Raw genomic sequence first — 17,534 nt, 5'->3', positions numbered from 1 at the left:
GCGCGCCCGGCCAGCATGCTGGCGTGATGAGAACTCTCCCGCGCATTGGCGTCTACGGCACCGGGCGCACCGCCGCCGAACTGGTCGCCGCGCTGCCGCACACCCCGTTCCGGTTGACGACCGCCGTGGTGCATTCGCTGGAGAAGGCGGGCAAGGACATCGGGGAACTCACCGGACAGGGGTCCGTCGGTGTGCTGGCGACTGCCGATTTGGAGGCCGCGCTGCGCGACGGCGAGATCGATGTCCTCCTGTATGCCGGTCTCGCGGGCGAACGCCATGAGCAGGTGATGGCCTCGTGCGCCGCCGCCGGCGTCGACCAGGTGCACGCGTGCTTCGTCGATCCGCGTTCCGCACTGGCACCGGATGTCCGTGACCGGATCGAGAAGGCGGCACACCAATCGGGGTCACGGATGGTGGGAACCGGCATGATTCCCGGGCTGTGGCTCGACGTGCTGCCCGCTCTTCTCACGAGCGGTCTGCCCGCACCGGTCTCCGTCCGCGGCGAGCGAGTCTCGAATATCTCGACCTGGGGACGTGATGTTCTCGCGCACGAACTCGGTATCGGTACGGCGGCCGCGGGCACGTCGGCGCGCGTAGATGCCTTGCTCCGCGAATCGGCCCGCCTCATCGCGGACGCTCTCGGTCTCGGCGATCGGGAGCCGATCTCCGCGGGAGGCCTGGTCGCCGCTGAGGCGGACACCGCTGTTGGCGGCATCGAGGTACGGCGAGGGGAGGTCGAGGGCTTCGACCAGAGCATCGTCGTCTCTGACGGCGAGACCGAGCGGCTGCGGCTCAACTGGGCCGGTTTCGCGGATCCGGCGGCGAGGCAGGGCTCCGGAGAGACCGACGTGATCCTGACTCTGACCGGGGGAGACGCCAGCGAGCTGCTGGTGCGGGTGAGTGCTCCGGTCGATCCTTATCCCGGCACTGCCGCGCGGATGCTGCACGCCGTACAAGGGCTGCGGGCGTTGCCGCCGGGACTGCATCCGCCGACTGCGCTCGCCGCGGCGTGGTGAACGGACGGGAGTCGACGCAGATGTCCGAAGCTGTGGGTGCGCCGTGGTCGACCGAGGTCGCGCTGCGCGATGACCAGGTGGATTACCTCGGGCACGTGACTGCCCACTGTTACCTGGAGCTGCTGGAGTTCGCGCACTGGCGCTGGCTGTCTGAGGTCATGGCGGACGAACGACCGGCGTTCGTCATCGCGGAGATTCGACTGCGGTTCCTGAAGGAGCTGCTGATCGGCGACGGGCCCGTGTCGATCACGATCGCGCCCAAGGTGCTTGCCGAACGCAGCGTGACGGTTGTCGAGGAACTGCGCTCGGCCGTGGGCCGCCACGCGACGGCCGAGGCGGTGCTGGTGCGCTGGGATCCCGATGTTCGCGGGTCGCGCCCGTTCGGGCCGGATGAGCGGGCTCGGATCCGTGTGCAGATAGCGCCCCCTTGACGGGCAGCGCCGCCCTCCCCGCGGAGGGGCGGCGCTGCCCGCCAGCGAACCGATGGAGATCAGCCGAGCACCTTGCGCAGGACAGCGGGGTCCAGCGGGCCAAGAGCCGGAGCGCGGCGTTCCCGGAGCGCGGCGATTGCCTCGTCGAAGTCGCCCTGTGCCGAGACGCGCTGGACCAGCTCTTCCCCGCGCACGACGGTCTCGTGCAGGTCACCGGTGCACTCGTTGGTGAGCTGATGCTTGATCACGCCGAGAGAGAGCGGCGAGAGCCGTCCTGCCATCTTCGCGGCCAGCGCCATCGCCTCGTCGAGCGCGGTGCCTTCCTCCGCGAGGTACTGCACGATCCCGAGCCGGCGAGCCTCGGCGCCGTCGATCCGGCGATCGGTGAACAACAGATCGGCGGCGACCCCGTGGCCGCAGATCCGTTGCAGCAGCCACGGAACCCCGTGTTCGGCGACGAGGCCGACGGAGGCGAACCCGGCCGACATCCGGGTGGTTCCGGAAGCCACGCGGAGATCGCACATCAGGGCGAGCGACAGGCCGATGCCGTGGCAGCCCCCGTCGATGGCGGCGATGATCGGCTTCGCGATCGTGCGGGGGAAGTCGTCGCCTCGGGGATCGCGGACCGCGTGCGCGGTGAGCGAGTCCAGCTCCGGGCCGGCGCAGAAGTCCGCGCTGGCACCGGTGAGGACGATGACCCGTACCGTCGGGTCCGCCTCAAGGCTGGCCAGAGTGTCGAAGTAGTCGGTCTCCGCACTGTGGCTCCACCGTGAGCGATCGTCCGGATTGCCGAACCGGAGAAGGGCGACCTGGTCGTGTCGTTCGATGCGCACGTTCGATTCCCCGTCCTCAGCCGATCACGGCGGTGCCGTTGACCTCGATCAGCAGGTCGCCCCGCATGAGGCCGGTGATCCCGATCATCGTCGCGGGCACGGGCTGCATGCCGTGCCTGCGGACCGCGCGCCCGATCCCGCGATTGACTTGTCCGGCAGTGGTTTCGTTGAGTCCGACGACGTAGTAGGTGAGGTGCGCGATGTGCTCGGGGCGTGCCCCGCCGGCCGCGAAGGCGAGCAGCGCATTCTCGACGGCGCGTTCTGCCTGCGCGGTGTAGTCGCCGGGTTCCCCGGCCCGGGTGCCTTCGGCATCGACGCCGACCTGTCCGGCGATGCGGACCACCTGGTTGCCGGACGTCCGCGACGCCTGGCGGTAGCCGATGGGCTCCGGCAGGCCGTCTCCGTCGAAATACTCGATCATGAGGTGTCTCTCTTCCTGTTGCGGGCTCAGCGCCCGTGGAACTGCGGCGTGCGGCGCTCCATGAAGGCGGCCCCGGCCTCCGCGGCGTCATCGCTGAACGCACACTCGATGTGCCGCAACGACTCGCTGGCTACGCAGTCGGCGAAGGACGCTGTCGACGCTTCGCGCAGGTTCTGTTTCATCCGCCGCAGAGCGAGTGGTGCCGAGCCGGCGAGCCGCTGCGCCCATCGCTCGGTCTCGTCGGCGAACTGGTCGGCTGCCACCACCGCGCTGACGAGGCCGATGTCCAAGGCACGCGCGGCGTTCACCTTTTCGTTGAGCAGCAGCAGTTCCCGGGCGCGCGCCTCGCCGAGCAGCCGGGTCAGCGACCACGTTGTCCCGAAATCGCCCGACAGACCGGCGGTGAGGAAAGCGGTGCGGAAGACAGCGGCTTCGGAAGCGATCCGAAGGTCGGAAGCGAGCGCGAGTCCGAGGCCAGCACCGGCGCAGGCTCCGTGCACGGCGGCGATCGTGACGGCTGGCATTGTCCGCAGCAGTTCCGCCGCGCGTGCGTGGCGGCGGAGCTTGGCCACCTCGCGCGGGGCGGACATCGCGTCGCGTCCGGCCGCCATGGCGTGGAGGTCGCCGCCCGCGCAGAAGGCTTTTCCCGTGCCGGTCATGACGACGACGCGCAGATTCTCGTCGTGAGCACAGTTTTCGAGTGCCTCGACCAGGCCGTCGGCTAGTGCCTCGTCCAGCGCGTTGAGTCGCTCGGGCCGGTTGAGGACGACGTACCGCACCGGTCCTCGGTCCTCGACCTCGACCACGTCGGTCATGGTGATTCCTCTCCTGGAAATGGGGGCTCAGGCGGGGCGCGGTTCGCGGGGCAGGCCGAGGATCGACTCGGCGAGCAGATTGCGCTGGATCTGGTTCGTGCCGGCATAGATCCGGCTCGACCGGGAGGCCAGGAAGGCCGTGATCCATCCGGCGCTGTCGGTAGGCGCGCCCGGGGCGTCCGGGCCGTCGGCCAGCACGGCCCGGCGGCCGCGGAGCACGAGTGCTTCGTCGCCGAGGATGTCCATCGCGAGATCGGTGAGGACGACGTGGTACTCGGACCAGTAGAGCTTGGTCATCGCTGCCTCCGCACCGATCGGCTGGCCGCGCAGCGACCTGGTCAATGCCTTGTAGCCGAGCAGTTTCATGGCGAGGACGCGCGCGCGGCACCAGGCGATCCGCTGCCGGATGTCGGTGTCTTTGTCCCGGCGGTGCTCGCGCGCCAGCTCGCAGAGCCGGTCGAGTTCTTCCTCGAAGCGCACCGCGAGGACCGCCGCCGCGCCGCCGCGCTCGTGTTCGAGCAGGGCCGTGGCCACCCGCCAGCCGTTGTTGACGCCGCCGATGACGTTGTCGTCGGCGGTGATGGCATCGGTGAAGAAGACCTCGTTGAACTCGGCGTCGCCCCACATCTGCCGGATCGGCCGGACCTCGATGCCCGGTTGCCGCAACGGGCAGGCCAGCAGCGTCAGCCCGCGGTGCTTCGGCGCCTCCGGGTCGGTTCGCACCAGCGCGAAGATCCAGTCGGCGAAGTGCGCGGTGCCGGTCCAGATCTTCTGCCCGTTGATGTGCCACCCGTCCGCATCGCGCACGGCCGCCGTCGACACGCTGGCCAGGTCGGAGCCGGACTGCGGCTCCGAATAGCCCTGGCACCACTTGACCTCGCCGCTGAGGATCCCCGGCAGGAACCGGTGTTTCTGTTCCTCGGTGCCGAACGCGAGCACGGTCGTGCCGAACATCTGCATGCCGAAGACATCGCTGAGGGAAGTTTGGGGGAGCCGCATCCGGGTCAGCTGCTCGGCGACGGCCACCTGGTGTTCGGGGGTAAGGCCGCGCCCGCCGTACTCGACGGGCCAGTCGACGCCGAGGTAACCGCCCTCGTAGAGAGCGCGGCGAAGGTCGGCGGCGAACGCGGGGAACTCGTCGTGCGGCAGAGCGCCGGCGCCGGCCCAGCCGTCGGGCACGACCCCCCGGAGGAAATCGGCGAACTCGCGCTGGAATTCCTGGACGGAAGGCGAAAAAACGGGGTTCATGACTGTCCTGACGTGACGGGGAAGGACTAGACCGGGAGCAGATCGGAGATCCGGGCGCGGTGCTGGCGCGGAGTCCCGAAGAGAGCGCCGGAGGCCTTGGCCCGGCGCAGCCAGAGGTGGGCTTCGTGCTCCCAAGTGGCGCCGATGCCGCCGTGGATCTGGATGTTGTTTCCCGCTGCCTGCGCGGCGGCATCCGCGGCTGCTTGCTTGGCCATGGACGCGAGCACGGGCGCATCCGCCTGGCCGTCCGCGATGGCCCACCCGGCGTAATGGGTGAGCACTCGCGCGGCTTCGACCTCGACAAGAGCGTCGGCGCACAGGTGTTTGAGGGCTTGGAAGGAGCCGATGGGGCGGCCGAACTGGTGCCGGCTCTTGCTCCATTCGACGGACTGGTCGAGCGCCGCCTGAGCGGTGCCGACCAGTTCGGCGGCCAGCGCGACGCAGGCGCGGGTGTCGACGGATTCCCTTACGGCGACTGCCTGTCCGGGCCCGACGACGAGCGTCGCGGGCGTGTCCGTGAGCCGCAGAGTGCCGATCGGCCGGGCGAGGTCGAGGCTCTCCTCAGCGGTCGTCTCAACTCCGTCCGCACCAGCCGGGACCAGGAACCAAGACGGTCCTTCGGCGGTCTGCGCCCACACCACGAAAGCGTCGGCGACGGGGAGGTCGGTGACCCGTGCCTTTGCCCCGGTGAGGCGATGACCGCCGGGAGTCGCCACGGCCCTGGTCGCCGACTCGTCCGCGATGGCCGCGGTCAGAACCAGGTCTCCGTCCGCCACCTGCTGAAGCGCCGTGTTCGCCGCGTCGGAAGCGGAGGCCTCAAGAACCCAAGTCGCCAGGACGGTCGAGAAGAAGGGGCCGGAGAACAGTTCGCGACCCGTCTCCTCGAAGACGATCATCGACTCGAGGAAGCTGGCGCCGCTGCCGCCGCGTTCCTCGGGCACGGCCAGAGTCTGGAGCCCGAGGTCGCGGGCCATGCTTCGCCAGATCTCCCGGTCGAAGGCGTAGCCGGTGTGGAGGAGTTCTCGCCGGGCAGCCTCGCCGGCTCGTTTGCGCAGGAAGGACCGGACGGCGTCACGCAGGTCTTCCTGCTCCTGCGCAAAGGTGAAATCCATGGCGGACGCCTTCCTGTCATCGCGGGTGAGATCGTTGCCTCGAGACCTATCGCCGATTGGCGGACAGTGGTCGGCGGCGGCGTCATTTCCCGCCCAACTGGGCGGGTACGGCGGCGCTGGTTCGCTCGGGAATTCCCCCATGCGGGTGTCGGGGAAGCCGTGCGCCGGAGCGCTTTCGGCGACGGCGCGCACGATCGGGGAATGAGCATCCAGGACAGCCTTCTTCTCGCACTCCGGACGGCCGCCGCCGAGGATCCCGACCGAGAGTGCCTCCAGATCGTCGGCGAGACCTTCACGCGTCGCGAGACCCTCGAGCAGGTCGAGCGCACCGGACGCGGTCTGCGTGCGCTGGGCGTCGAGCCGGGCGACCGAGTGGGCGTCATGTGCGAGAACCGGCCGGAGACGCTGTGGGCCTGGCTTGGCACGAACGCGGCCAGGGGGATCGATGTGCCGTTCAATGTCGAGGCGCGTGGCCGGCTCTTGGAGTACTTCGTGCGCGACGCGGCACCGCGGGTCCTCATCGGAACTGAGGACTATCTCCAGATCCTCGCGGATACGATCACCGATCGGCCCGAGTTCGTCGTCTGCGTCGGGGAACACTCGACGAAGCCGTTCGGGGACGCCGTGCGGCAACTCAGCTTCGACGAATTGCTCGCGCTGGGCTCGGCGTCGGAGGAAGAGCTGGCGTCTCCGCTGCCGGGCGACATCGCGACGATCATGTACACCTCCGGCACGACCGGCCCCTCGAAGGGCGTCATGCTGCCGCAGCGCTACTACCCCGCGAACGCTGCCCACGCGGCTCAGTTGACGGAGGTTCGGCCCGACGACGTGGTGCTGTGCGTGCAGCCGCTCTTCCACATCGACGCGCGCGCCTTCCTCACGACGGCCTGGTCCGTGGGCGGCAAGGGCGTGGTGGGACGAAGGTTCAGCGTCAGCCGTTTCTGGGACGAGGTACGCGAGAGCGGCGCGACGATTTTCTCCACGATCGGCACGATGCTGTGGATGCTCCACAAACAGGAGCCGCGGCCCGACGACGCCGACCAACCTGCCCGGACCGCGATCTGCTCCTCCACTCCCGGTGAGATCCTGCGCGACTTCGAGGCTCGCTTCGGGGTCCGGATCGTCGAGGCGTACGGCATGACCGAGTGCGTTCTGCTGACGTCGGCTCCTCCCGGCGAGACGGTTCCGGGACGCATCGGCCGGGCCATCCCCGAGGTCGAGATCCAGCTGGTCGACGACAACGACGCGCCCGTGGAACAAGGGCAGGCCGGCGAACTGGTCTACCGTCCGCGCGAGCCCTTCGCCATGATGCAGGGCTACTGGGCCAAGCCCGTGGAGACAGCCGAGTCCTGGCGCAATCTCTGGTTCCACACCGGTGACCTCGTCCGCGAGCACCCGGACGGGATGCTGGAGTACATCGGACGCAAGAAGGACTCGATTCGCCGCCGCGGCGAGAACGTTTCGGCATGGGAAGTCGAGCAGGCCGTCGCCGCGCACCCGCGGGTGCTCGAGGTCGCCGCCATCGGGGTGCCTTCGGAGGTGGGCGAAGAGGACGTCGCGGTGCTCGTCGTACCGGCTGCCGGAGCCGTTCTCGACCCGGCCGAGCTGGTCGAGTTCGTCGCCCGGGACCTTCCGCGGTTCGCCGTTCCGCGCTACGTCGAGGTCGTCGACAGCCTGCCGAAAACCCCGTCGGAGCGGATCGAGAAGCGCAAGGTCCGCGAGCGCGGGATCACCCGAGCGGCGTGGGATGCGAACCTGGCCCTTGGCCGACGCTGAGGACTGGACGGAAGTACCGTCACGGAATTCACGCGGCGGCACTTCCGTGCCGGGATTTTCGGCCTTTGCGCGAAAGTGTGTATGCGGGCAATTCCCTGATTTCGGCGACGCCAAGGACCGGGTCAACGACATCCTCACCGCCCTCTAGGGCTGTGAGGAACGGGGCGCAAGCCGCGGCGGCAGCCTCTCGATCTGCTTGGGCAGGCGAGCATTGTGTCTGGGCTCGGTCGAGCGGTTCTTGCCGTCCGCGCGCTGGTGCGTGCCGATGCTGACTGGCGGTGATTGCTTCCTCACTAGCAGGGGCCGGCCAGTGTGCCTGCGCAGACGCAATGCGGGTGTTCAAACACGTAGTTCTCCCCGCGTGTCCCGGCTCACAGTCGCGCAGGCTGACTGACGCCGCGCGAACGCCGGGTGAGGATTCTCTGAACGCGAGGGAACGTGCCATGACAGTGCTTGCCGAATGCCCGCTCGAGATGACCGGTACGACCGATTTCTGCCAGTTGCAGCGCGTCCTGGTCGTTGACGAGAACGAACTCATCCAGGCCGGTCTCTGTGCCGTCCTCGAAGCCGCTCCCTGGGTGTCGGCCTGCTACATGGCGAGCACGGCGAAGGACGCGGTCCAGGTGATCCGCCGCCATCAGCCGCAGGTCGTGGTCGTCAGCGCCTCTCTTCGCGGACGCTCGAGCGCCGAACTCTGTTGTTGGATCCAGGACTGGATGCCGCACGTCAAGATGGTTCTCATGGCGGGAATCGGCCGGGTGCCGACGGCGTTGGCGACCTCGCTGGGCGCAGCGGGCGCTCTTTCGAAGCACCTTCCACGAGGCGCGATCGTGTCCGCCATCAAGAGTGTCGCGGAGGGCGTCCGGGTATTCCCGAAGACCGACGTGACTCCCGAGAACCGGCTGTCCCGTCGTGAACTCGACGTGCTTCAGCACCTTGCCGCCGGCCTGAGCAACCCCGAGACGGCGGCCAGCCTCAACCTGTCGCGGCACACCGTCAAACAGCACACGAGCGCGGTGTACCGCAAGCTCGGCGTACGGAACCGTGCCGAGGCGGCGAGCCGAGCCCAGGAACTCGGTCTTCTCGTCAAGGTCGAATTGTCCGGAGGTGAGCGCCTTGCCAGCTGACGTGGAGCTCGGCCGCCTCAACCACATCGGCATCGTGGTTCCGGGTGCCGAACACGACACCGTTGTCGATTCGCTGGTCAGGTTGTTCGCGGGGGAGATCAACCAGAGCGGCGACGACGAAGAACTCAACGGGCGCTGGTCGTGGGTCCGGGCCTCCTCGGGCTTGGTGCTGGAGGTGTGCTCGCCGTTCGAGAACGCCGCCAGCGCGATGACTCGCTTCCTGGAGCGAACCGGGGGCGGACTCCACCACGTCTCCTTCGACTCCGACGACATCACCGCGTGCCGGGCGGCCGCCCGCGAGCGGGGTGCGACGCTGGTAGGGGAGAGCGACGACCACGCCGGCTGGGCCGAGTTCTTCGTCCGGCCGCGGGAGACCGGATACGCGCTGTTCCACTGGATGCAGCCGGTCGCGGAGCGTGCGTTCGAGGCGCTTGAGCTTGGCCGATCGCAGCGCTGACCTCGCGGGCTCGACGACTGCCCGCCTCCCCTGAGGGAAACGGGCAGTCGTCCGTTGGCCGCTTTCTCACTCCATCGCGAACCCGTGATAGTGCCCCGCCTCGACGCCGTCCGTCACCTGCTTGTAGAGCCCGACGCCACCGACAAAGGGCATGAAGATGCGTTCCTTGCCCGGCACGTTCGCGCCCATGTACCACGACGCCGCCATCGGGAAGATCGTCATGTTCGCGAGGTCGTTGGTGGTGGTGACCCAGTTGTCCTCGTTCGCCGGTTCCGCCTCGATGCGCTCGTACCCTGCGGCTCGCGCGTATTCCAGCGCCCGGGCGATGAACCCGACGTGGTGCTCGATCGAGGTGACCATGTTCGAGAGGACCGACGGGCTCTGCGGTCCGGTGACGGTGAAGAGGTTCGGGAACCCGGCGGACATGAGACCCAGGTAGGTACGGGGTCCGTGGGCCCACTTCTCCTTCAGCGTCGTCTCGCCGTTGCGGATGTCGATGGCGTTGAGCGCGCCGGTCATAGCGTCGAATCCGGTGGCCAGGATGATCACGTCGAACTCGTGCTCGCGTTCCCCGGCGATGATTCCGCGCGGCGTGACCCGCGCGAGCGGCTCCTCGCGCAGGTCGACCAGTTCGACATTCGGCTGGTTGTAGACCTCGTAGTACCCGGTGTCGACGCACATCCGCTTGGTGAAAATCGGATACGTCTTCGGACAGAGCTTCTCGGCGACGACCGGGTCGGCGACGATGCTCCGGATCCGGTCGCGGAAGTACTCCGCGACGACCTCGTTGGCACGGGGATCGAGGACCAGGTCCGTAAAGGCCCAGCCGAAGCAGAGACCGCCGTCGGCCCACCTCCGTTCCAGTTCCTTCTCGACGTCGAGCTTGTCCGACTCGAGCAGCGCCGTCGTGCCGGGGTGGCACTCGTAGCCGTCGGGCGCGTTCCGTGCGTTCTCCCGGATCTCGGAGTAGCGGCTCTTCGCGTCGGCCAGGTCTTCGGCGATCGGCCGGTTGTGGGCCGGTGCCGAGAAGCACGGCGTGCGCTGGAAAACGGTCAGGCTTCCCACAGTCCGCGCGATCCTGGTGATCGTCTGCAGCCCGGATGAGCCGGTGCCGATGACGGCGACCCGCTTGCCGCTGAGGTCCACGTCGCCCTCGGGCCAGCGCGACGTGGAGTAGGTCTCGCCCTCGAAATCGTCGAGCCCGGGGAAGGCGGGTTGTGTTGGCACGGAAAGGTTTCCCGTCGCGGCGATCACGAACCGCGCGCTCCGCGTCGTTCCGTCCATAGTGGTCGCGGTCCAGCGCCGGGCGGTTTCGCTCCACTCCAATGCCTGCACGCGAGTGTTGAAGGTGATGTCCTTGCGGAGGTCGAACCGGTCGGCGACGTGCCGCAGATAGCGGTGGATCTCCGGCTGTGCCGCGAATCGCTCGGTCCACTCCCATTCCTGCTGAAGGTCGTCGTCGAAGGAATAGGAGTACTCGATCGAGTCGATGTCGCAGCGTGCGCCGGGATAGCGGTTCCAATACCAGGTTCCGCCCACGTCCTCGCCCGCCTCGACGACATGCGCGTCGAAGCCGGCTTCGCGCAACCGGTGGAGCTGATAGAGGCCGGCGAACCCGGAGCCGATGATCAATACCTCGTGTTCGTGCGTTGCCATGTCCCTATGCCTGCCTTTCGAAACCGTCGACGAAGGCGCTGAGGTAGCGCGACACCACTGCGATTCCGTCCGCATAGCCCGGGAAAATGTTGGCCATCTGGAAAAACCCGTGCATTTCCCCGGTGGCCTCTTCGGAAGTGACCTCGACCCCCGCCGCGCGCAGGGCGTCGGCGTAGGCAACGCCTTCGTCGTGCAGCGGGTCGTACTGGGCCGTGTAGACGAGAGCGGGCGGCAGGCCGGAGAGGTTCGCGGCGCGCAGCGGCGAGGCGTCCGGATCGGTGCGGCTGGCCTCGTCGGGGAGGTAGTGGTTCCAGAACCAGCGCATCGCGTCGCGATCGATGAGAAGGTGGTTCGCCGGGTCGAGGTAGGACGGGCGATCCAGGTCGCAGTCGGTGACCGGGTAGATCAGGACTTGGCCGTCGACGGCCGGCCCGCCCTTGTCCCGCGCCCACCGGGTCATGACCGCGGCGATGTTGCCGCCCGCGCTGTCGCCGGCGACGATCAAGGGGCCTTGCTGGTGCACGTTCTCCGAAACCCAGGCCAGCGCCGCGAAACTGTCTTCGAGAGCGGTCGGGAAAGGATGCTCGGGGGCCTTCCGGTAATTGACCAGGACGACCGTGCACTGCGTGCGGTTCACCAGGTCGCGACCGACGAAGTCGTACTGCAGGTCGATGTCGCCCAGCACCCAGCCGCCGCCGTGGAAGTAGACGAGCACTCCCCGGGAAGGTTCGGCGGGAGCAAGGATCCGCACCCGGAACCGGCCGTTCTTGCCGTCCAGCTTCAGATTTGTCACCGACCCGACATCAGGGCCGCGACCGGTCAGGCCCGCGGCGACCATGTCTCCCATCCGGGCGATCGCGGGGGTGCTCTCGTGCAGCGGCGGGTCGCCCTCGGCCGCGAGCGCTTCCACGAACTGGGCCGATTCCGGCTCAAGGGGCATCGTGTTCCTCCTGGCGTCTGTCTTGCCGCAGTTTCGGCCCGCTCGAAGACCAAGCGGCCGGCAGCGGGAAAATGGAGACCTAGTCGGGGGATGTAGCCCAAGTGGGTGCCCTCGTCGCGGCGAATCACTCACGACGGCGGACGAGGGCGACCCTCGAACGCTATGAGAGCCAACGGAACGGTCGCAGTGGTCACGGGCGGCGGCAAAGGCATCGGGTTCGCGATCGGCGGCAGGCTTGCGAGGAAGGGCCATCTAGTCCTGCTCACCGATGTCGACGAGCCGCTGGTCCGCGAGGCAGCCCGGCGCATCGGTGCGGAGTGGGCGGTTCAAGACGTCCGAGACGCCGTGAGCCATGAGCGGGTGGCAGAGCGCGCGAACGAGATGGGACAGCTGGGCGTCTGGGTGAACAACGCCGGAATCCTGATCTCCGGCGACGGCTGGACCAACAGCCCGGACGACATCGCGGCGAGCTTCGACGTGAACGTCCGCGGCGTGATCGCGGGCTCGAACGCAGCCGTGAAAGCGATGCCCCATGGGGGACGCATCCTCAACATCGCCTCGAACGCGGCGCTCGGGCCAGTGCCAGGGCTCGCCGTCTACGCCGCGACGAAGGCCGCGGTGCTCTCGTATTCGACCTCGCTGCAGGGCGACCTCGACCACGCGGGCCTGCCGATCCGGGTCCACGCGCTGTGCCCCGACGTGGTGGCCACCGACATGGTGACGACCCGGTCGAACGACGCCGGAGCGGCCATCCTCTTCGCGGGAGGCCGTCATCTGGCTGCCGAGGATGTCGCGGAAGCGGCGGCGAAACTGCTTGACAGCACCAGATTGGTCCGTTCAGTCCCGCGCACGAGCGGACTGCTCACCCGGTGCACGGGCCTGGCTCCCTCGGTCGGACTTCGGTTCAGTGTCCTCGCTCGGAGGTCGGGGGAGGAGCGTCAGCGAAAGGTGGGTTCGAAGTGACGGCCATGGCGCGATTCGACGGCAAGGTCGTGCTCATTACCGGTGCCGCATCGGGAATCGGGCTGGCCGCCGCGTGGCGGTTCGCATCCGAAGGTGCGCGGGTAGCGCTGGTCGACGTGAACGAGGAAGCCGGTGCGCGGGCGGAGTCGGCGTTGCGCGCAGCCGGCTACGAGGCTGCCTTCCACCACGCCTCGGTCACCGACGAATCCGCGGTCGCCGGTGCTGTCGCATCCGTCCGGAAGGACTACGGCCGCCTCGATGTCCTGTTCAACAACGCTGGGATTGTGCTGGAGAGCTTCGGGGTCTCCACGACGTTCCCGGAATGGCGCCAGGTCCTCGACGTCAATCTCCACGGTGCCTTCCTCATGGCCAAGGCGGCCATCCCGCTGATGATCGAGGCGGGTGGCGGCGCGGTGGTCAACACGGCGTCTATCTACGGCCGGGTGGCTACACCCGGTGCGGCGTCGTACGTCGCGAGCAAGCACGCGATCGAAGGATTGACGAAATCCTTGGCCTTGGAGCACGCCGCGGACCGGATCCGGGTCAATGCCGTGTGCCCCGGCTACGTCAACACCCCGATGGTCGCGCTCGACATCGAAGAGGACCCCACGCTGCTGGAGCGGCATCCGCTCGGCCGGCTGGCCGAACCGGAGGAGGTGGCGGCCGTCGTGGCGTTCCTGGCCAGTGACGAAGCCAGCTTCGTGACCGGCGCGTCGTACCTCGTTGACGGCGGGTACACCGCGCGATAGCGGTCAGGCATTGAGGCAACGGCCGTCCCTTCGCCGCCGACAGCCAGCGAGCGCAGCCGGCCTGAAGCGCCTGCGCGCCGCCGCTCTGCGTCATGACCACGTCGTAGGCCGGGATGAACGCGGTCGCGTCCGGGTGCTGAACGAGAACCTGCTGGATCTTCTGCTGGAGAGCGGGTCCGAGGTCAGTGCCGACGAAGGTCGCGTCACCGGCTGCCGAGCAGCCCGGGCACGTGGCGATCTCGCGCCTGATGCCCTGGGACGAGAGCTGAGTGGTCCACTGGTCGGTTTCGGTGTCCATGGCCACCTTCGCCTTGCCCTGGGTCTTGGCGAGCACCCAAGCGGCCTGGGCTCCTCCCCAGTCCTGCGTCATGTCGGCGAACGATTCCCGCTTCGAGTACGTCACCACGTGCGAGAGCAACGGGGGACTGCGCTCCCTGGTCTCGATGCCGACCACCGGGATGTTCGCTGCTTGGCCTGCACGATGGCGTTCTTGACCGTCGGACAGTCGACTGCGACGAGGATGATCCCGTCGGCCTTGGCGACGACCGCCTGCTGGATGCCGGTCAGCATCTGCGTCGGGTCGTACTTCGCGTCGAAGACGTGGACGTTCCAGCCCGCCTTGCCCGCCGCCTGTTATGCGGCGGCGACGCCGCGGGTCGAGTAGTCGCTGCCCAGGCTGGCCTCGATGAGCCACACGTTCTTTCCGGACGGAGCCTTGACTGCGGGACCCGCTGGCTCCTTGCAGGTTCCCTTGTACCAATCGTTCAGCGTTGCCTGGTATTTGCTTTGGTCAGCCGAGCCCGCCGAACCGCTCGACGCCGCGTTGTCGCTGCTGCCTGCGCAAGCAGCGAGACCAAGACTCAGCATCGCGGCAGCCAGAACGGCGACCCCGCCCCGCCACCTGTTGATGTTCACGTGCTCCTCCTCGTCAGGCCCCCGCGGACGTCAGTCCGGACCTTGAGCGGCCGGCGGTCGGCCACCGGGTGTGCGACTTTCGCCATCCCGTCCGCCCAGCCGGGGGAGCCTCTCGAACAGCGCGCACAGCGCCGATACCGGTCTCCCGCGTTGGCCCGCTTGCTGGATTCCTTCTGACGCACGCGATGTTCGATCCAGCGTGCGGCGAGAACGCCTCGGACCGGGAGAGCGAGGAGGCGGATCCGGACGGTTCAAGGCGGTACCGATTTCCCTGGCCTTGCAACGGTTCGCGGTGCCCGGTAGGGCGGGATGCCCGACAGACTGCCGAAACGCGACCGGAGCGGGTCGAAGCGGAACCGGGCGTCGCGTCGGGTCTCGCTGCCTTCGCGCCGCAAATGGTGAACGGTCCCTCCGCGCTGCGGAGGGACCGTTCGGTTGAGCGATGCTGTCAGTCGACGACTGCGGTGAGGTCGATCTCGATGAGCGCGTCCGGGTTCGCGAGGCCGATGATGCCGACCAGCGTCATGGCAGTGGATTTGCCGCCGGCTTCGCCGACGCCCTTGCCGAGTCCTTCGTAGACCTTCTCGAGGTTCTCTTGGGTCGCGTCGACCACGTAGACCATCATGCGAGTCACGTCCGTGGCGGCCGCGCCGGTCGCGGTGAGTGCCTTGAACGCGTTCACGGTCGCCAGGTACGACTGCGTGGCGTGGTCGCCCGCGCCGACGATATTCCCGTCGAGGTCGGCCGAGATCTGCCCGGTCGTGGTGATGATCTTGCTGCCCGAGGCGACCATCGCGTGTGCGAAGCCGTGCGGCTTGGCGAGCGTGTCGGTGTTGACCTTCTTGACGGCCATGGGTTCCTCTGCTTTCCGGTTGACGGTTCAGATGGTTTCGGTGACGACCTCGACCGGCTCGACGCCGGCGGGCCGGTTCTCGACGAAGTCAGCGAGGACGTCGAAGTAGCGGTGGGGGTCGACAGCTCCCTCCGGGCCGTGGACACCGCGCGCGGTCACTAGGCCGCGGCACAGCAGCACCGTGGCGACGGCCAGCGGGTAGCCGGTGAACTCGCCCATGTTCGCGTTCGGAAGGACGACCGGGGCCGCGCCCACGCGCGTGGCGACACCGTCCTTGACCCCTTCGGCGACCGCGAACAGCCCGGGGAACGGAGGACGTTCGCCCGCCGCGGGACCGTTGATGTCCGGGGTTTCGGTGAGCGCCACTCCGGCAGCCGGGACATCGAGTTCGCCGGCCTTGACCCGGTCCTGGATCGCCTTGAGCGCCTCCATCAAGCCGCGTCGCGCGACCATGACGTTGCAGGACTCCTGGATCTCCGGGCGGACTTGCGGGAGCGTCATCGGCTCCGGGTGACCGCAGACCCAGACCGGGTGTTCGCCGGCTCCCGGGTAGGCGAGCTTGATCTCGTCGAGCGCGTACGTGTCCACCAGTGCGCCGCCGCGCCGGACCTTGATCGGCTCCGTGCAGTTGTGGATCCAGTGGTCGCGGGCGGCGTTGGGCTTGCCTTTGCGCTCCGGCGGGTCCGGCTTGATGCCGCCGATCGACCACGCCGTGTAGACCTTGTCGACCTGATCGAGCCGGGCCATGCAGAGCATCGCGAGCAGGTTGCTCGTGCCCGGGCTGGAACCCATGCCGATGATCGCGGTGATCCCCGCGGCGCGTGCGGCATCGTCGAGTTCGAGCATGTCGAGAGTCGGTTCCCAGTCATCGCAGATGTCCAGGTAGTGGGTTCGCGCCGCGATCGCGGCGCTCAGCACCTCGCGCCCGAACCGGTAGAACGGACCCGCGCAGTTCAGCACGACGTCGACCCCGGCCAACGCCTTGCCCAGCGCCTCGCTGTCGGAAATGTCGAGCGCGAGCGCTTCCGCCTTGGGACCCAGCTCCGCGGCGACAGCCTTCGCGCGGTCGAAATCGCGGTCGGCGACCAGGACCAGGCTGACCTCGCTCGACCCGGCGAGTGCCCGGCACGCGTATTTCGCCATTTCACCGGCTCCGCCGGTCACCAGAATTCTCTTGCCTGCGCCGAGGCCCGGGTTGGTCGTCATGGAGCGATTTTCGAAGTTTCGGGACGGAGCCGGAGCGTGGACCGGATCACTGTGCCCGGCTGGGGGAGTGCCGTGCCGGATCCCGGTCCCGCGGCGGTGAATGCGGTCACCGGACGGCGTGACTGGCCGGTTCACGACGCAGCCGCCGGTCAGGCCGGTGCGCCTCCCCCAACCGGGTGGGCATGGCCGCCGGCAGTCCGCGCGGTGCCGGACCTGCCGTCAGCATCGGGCCGGACCGGCTGCCGTTTCCCGTGTGGAGGAGCGAATCCGTGACAAGTGTGGATACTCCCTCGAAAACGAAGGCAGGCCAGCCTGCCGTCACCGAGGAAGCGCTGCGCCGCGAGCTTGCCGCGGTGTACCGGCTCGTGCATCACTTCCGGCTGACCGACCTGATCTTCACGCATGTTTCGGCACGGCTCCCCGGTCCCGGGCACCGCTTCCTGATCAACCGGTACGGCCTGCTGTTCGACGAGATCACGGCGTCGAATCTGGTGGTGGTCGACCTCGACGGCGAACTGGTGGGTTCGCCCGAGGAGGCCACCGTCAATCCCCCGGATTCGTGGTCCATTCCGCGATCCACCGAAGCCGGCCGGACTCGACCTGCGTGCTGCACACCCACACCCGCGCCGGTTGCACTGTCGCGGCCCAGGACCGGCTGTTGCCGTTGAACCAGATGCCGATGAGCTTCTACGAGCGCGTCGGCTACCACGACTACGAAGGCGTCGCGCTCAAGCTCGACGAGCAGCAGCGGCTTGTCGCCGATCTCGGCGAGCACCACGCGCTGATCCTGCGCAACCACGGTTTGCTGACCGTCGGGACGTCGCCAGCGGAGGCATTCCTCCGGACGTTCTATCTCGAGCGCTCGTGCCAGATCCAGGTCGACGCATTGGCCGGAGGACGCCCTTTCGTCCTGCCGCCGCCCGACGTCCGCGAACACGCGGACCGCCAACTCGAGGGGAGTGCGGCAGGCGACGACTTCGCGGACGAGGCAGGCTCCGAGCTGGCCTGGCGGGCGC

The 17,534-nt window shown here is 68.3% G+C and carries 18 protein-coding genes and 1 pseudogene; 9 read left to right on the top strand and 10 right to left on the bottom strand.

The window, feature by feature from the left end:
- Positions 1-26: 26 nt before the first annotated feature.
- Positions 27-1,016, top strand: a complete 990-nt coding sequence (locus AB5I40_RS05890) for a hypothetical protein (protein WP_370937395.1) — start codon at positions 27-29, stop codon at positions 1,014-1,016.
- Positions 1,017-1,036: 20 nt separating this feature from the next.
- Positions 1,037-1,447 (top strand): acyl-CoA thioesterase, encoded by a 411-nt coding sequence (locus AB5I40_RS05885; RefSeq protein ID WP_370937394.1) that lies wholly within the window; start codon positions 1,037-1,039, stop codon positions 1,445-1,447.
- Positions 1,448-1,506: 59 nt separating this feature from the next.
- On the opposite strand, the gene AB5I40_RS05880 is transcribed toward AB5I40_RS05885, so the two are convergent.
- From AB5I40_RS05880 to AB5I40_RS05860, 5 genes are read right to left on the bottom strand one after another with little or no spacing between them, the layout of a single operon-like run.
- Complete coding sequence (locus AB5I40_RS05880) at positions 1,507-2,280, bottom strand: enoyl-CoA hydratase-related protein (protein ID WP_370937393.1); 774 nt, start codon at positions 2,278-2,280, stop codon at positions 1,507-1,509.
- A gap of 16 nt (positions 2,281-2,296) precedes the next feature.
- Positions 2,297-2,701, bottom strand: coding sequence for a RidA family protein (locus AB5I40_RS05875; RefSeq protein WP_370937392.1), 405 nt, complete (start codon positions 2,699-2,701; stop codon positions 2,297-2,299).
- 26 nt (positions 2,702-2,727) lie between these two features.
- Positions 2,728-3,516 carry an enoyl-CoA hydratase/isomerase family protein gene (locus tag AB5I40_RS05870; protein WP_370937391.1) on the bottom strand — a complete coding sequence of 263 codons (789 nt, stop codon included), beginning with the start codon at positions 3,514-3,516 and terminating at the stop codon, positions 2,728-2,730.
- Positions 3,517-3,543: 27 nt separating this feature from the next.
- Positions 3,544-4,764, bottom strand: coding sequence for an acyl-CoA dehydrogenase family protein (locus AB5I40_RS05865; protein WP_370937390.1), 1,221 nt, complete (start codon positions 4,762-4,764; stop codon positions 3,544-3,546).
- Positions 4,765-4,790: 26 nt separating this feature from the next.
- Positions 4,791-5,876 (bottom strand): acyl-CoA dehydrogenase family protein, encoded by a 1,086-nt coding sequence (locus AB5I40_RS05860; RefSeq protein ID WP_370937389.1) that lies wholly within the window; start codon positions 5,874-5,876, stop codon positions 4,791-4,793.
- 201 nt (positions 5,877-6,077) lie between these two features.
- On the opposite strand from AB5I40_RS05860, the gene AB5I40_RS05855 reads away from it, so the two are divergent.
- The 3 genes from AB5I40_RS05855 to AB5I40_RS05845 all read left to right on the top strand — a co-directional run bounded on the left by AB5I40_RS05855 (position 6,078) and on the right by AB5I40_RS05845 (position 9,236).
- The gene (locus tag AB5I40_RS05855; RefSeq protein ID WP_370937388.1) at positions 6,078-7,652 is read left to right on the top strand and encodes an AMP-binding protein; all 1,575 of its coding nucleotides are present in this window, start codon (positions 6,078-6,080) and stop codon (positions 7,650-7,652) included.
- Positions 7,653-8,095: 443 nt separating this feature from the next.
- A complete protein-coding gene (locus tag AB5I40_RS05850) occupies positions 8,096-8,779 on the top strand; it encodes a LuxR C-terminal-related transcriptional regulator (RefSeq protein ID WP_370937387.1) in 684 nt (227 codons plus the stop codon).
- Positions 8,769-9,236, top strand: coding sequence for a VOC family protein (locus AB5I40_RS05845; RefSeq protein ID WP_370937386.1), 468 nt, complete (start codon positions 8,769-8,771; stop codon positions 9,234-9,236). The genes AB5I40_RS05850 and AB5I40_RS05845 overlap by 11 nt, the downstream gene beginning before the upstream one ends.
- 66 nt (positions 9,237-9,302) lie before the next feature.
- On the opposite strand, the gene AB5I40_RS05840 is transcribed toward AB5I40_RS05845, so the two are convergent.
- Positions 9,303-10,892, bottom strand: a complete 1,590-nt coding sequence (locus AB5I40_RS05840) for a flavin-containing monooxygenase (RefSeq protein WP_370937385.1) — start codon at positions 10,890-10,892, stop codon at positions 9,303-9,305.
- Positions 10,893-10,896: 4 nt separating this feature from the next.
- Entirely contained in the window at positions 10,897-11,832 is a 936-nt protein-coding gene (locus AB5I40_RS05835) for an alpha/beta hydrolase (protein WP_370937384.1), read from the bottom strand.
- A gap of 162 nt (positions 11,833-11,994) precedes the next feature.
- On the opposite strand from AB5I40_RS05835, the gene AB5I40_RS05830 reads away from it, so the two are divergent.
- The 3 genes from AB5I40_RS05830 to AB5I40_RS05820 all read left to right on the top strand — a co-directional run bounded on the left by AB5I40_RS05830 (position 11,995) and on the right by AB5I40_RS05820 (position 14,208).
- Positions 11,995-12,795, top strand: coding sequence for an SDR family NAD(P)-dependent oxidoreductase (locus AB5I40_RS05830; RefSeq protein WP_370937383.1), 801 nt, complete (start codon positions 11,995-11,997; stop codon positions 12,793-12,795).
- Positions 12,796-12,800: 5 nt separating this feature from the next.
- Entirely contained in the window at positions 12,801-13,544 is a 744-nt protein-coding gene (locus AB5I40_RS05825; protein WP_370937382.1) for an SDR family NAD(P)-dependent oxidoreductase, read from the top strand.
- 490 nt (positions 13,545-14,034) lie between these two features.
- Positions 14,035-14,208, top strand: coding sequence for a hypothetical protein (locus AB5I40_RS05820; protein ID WP_370937381.1), 174 nt, complete (start codon positions 14,035-14,037; stop codon positions 14,206-14,208).
- On the opposite strand, the gene AB5I40_RS05815 is transcribed toward AB5I40_RS05820, so the two are convergent.
- The 3 genes from AB5I40_RS05815 to AB5I40_RS05805 form a co-directional block, all read right to left on the bottom strand.
- Positions 14,178-14,459 carry a hypothetical protein gene (locus AB5I40_RS05815; protein WP_370937380.1) on the bottom strand — a complete coding sequence of 94 codons (282 nt, stop codon included), beginning with the start codon at positions 14,457-14,459 and terminating at the stop codon, positions 14,178-14,180. The two genes, AB5I40_RS05820 and AB5I40_RS05815, sit on opposite strands and share 31 nt — an antisense overlap.
- A gap of 448 nt (positions 14,460-14,907) precedes the next feature.
- Positions 14,908-15,312 (bottom strand): RidA family protein, encoded by a 405-nt coding sequence (locus tag AB5I40_RS05810; protein ID WP_370937379.1) that lies wholly within the window; start codon positions 15,310-15,312, stop codon positions 14,908-14,910.
- Positions 15,313-15,339: 27 nt separating this feature from the next.
- Entirely contained in the window at positions 15,340-16,518 is a 1,179-nt protein-coding gene (locus AB5I40_RS05805; RefSeq protein WP_370937378.1) for a saccharopine dehydrogenase family protein, read from the bottom strand.
- Between the two features lie 182 nt (positions 16,519-16,700).
- On the opposite strand from AB5I40_RS05805, the pseudogene AB5I40_RS05800 reads away from it, so the two are divergent.
- A pseudogene (locus tag AB5I40_RS05800) lies at positions 16,701-17,338 on the top strand (class II aldolase/adducin family protein); the annotation flags it as partial.
- Positions 17,339-17,534 lie beyond the last annotated feature (196 nt).

Source organism: Amycolatopsis sp. cg13 (assembly GCF_041346965.1).
Classification (GTDB): domain Bacteria; phylum Actinomycetota; class Actinomycetes; order Mycobacteriales; family Pseudonocardiaceae; genus Amycolatopsis.
This window is presented reverse-complemented; position numbering and strand designations above follow the sequence as displayed.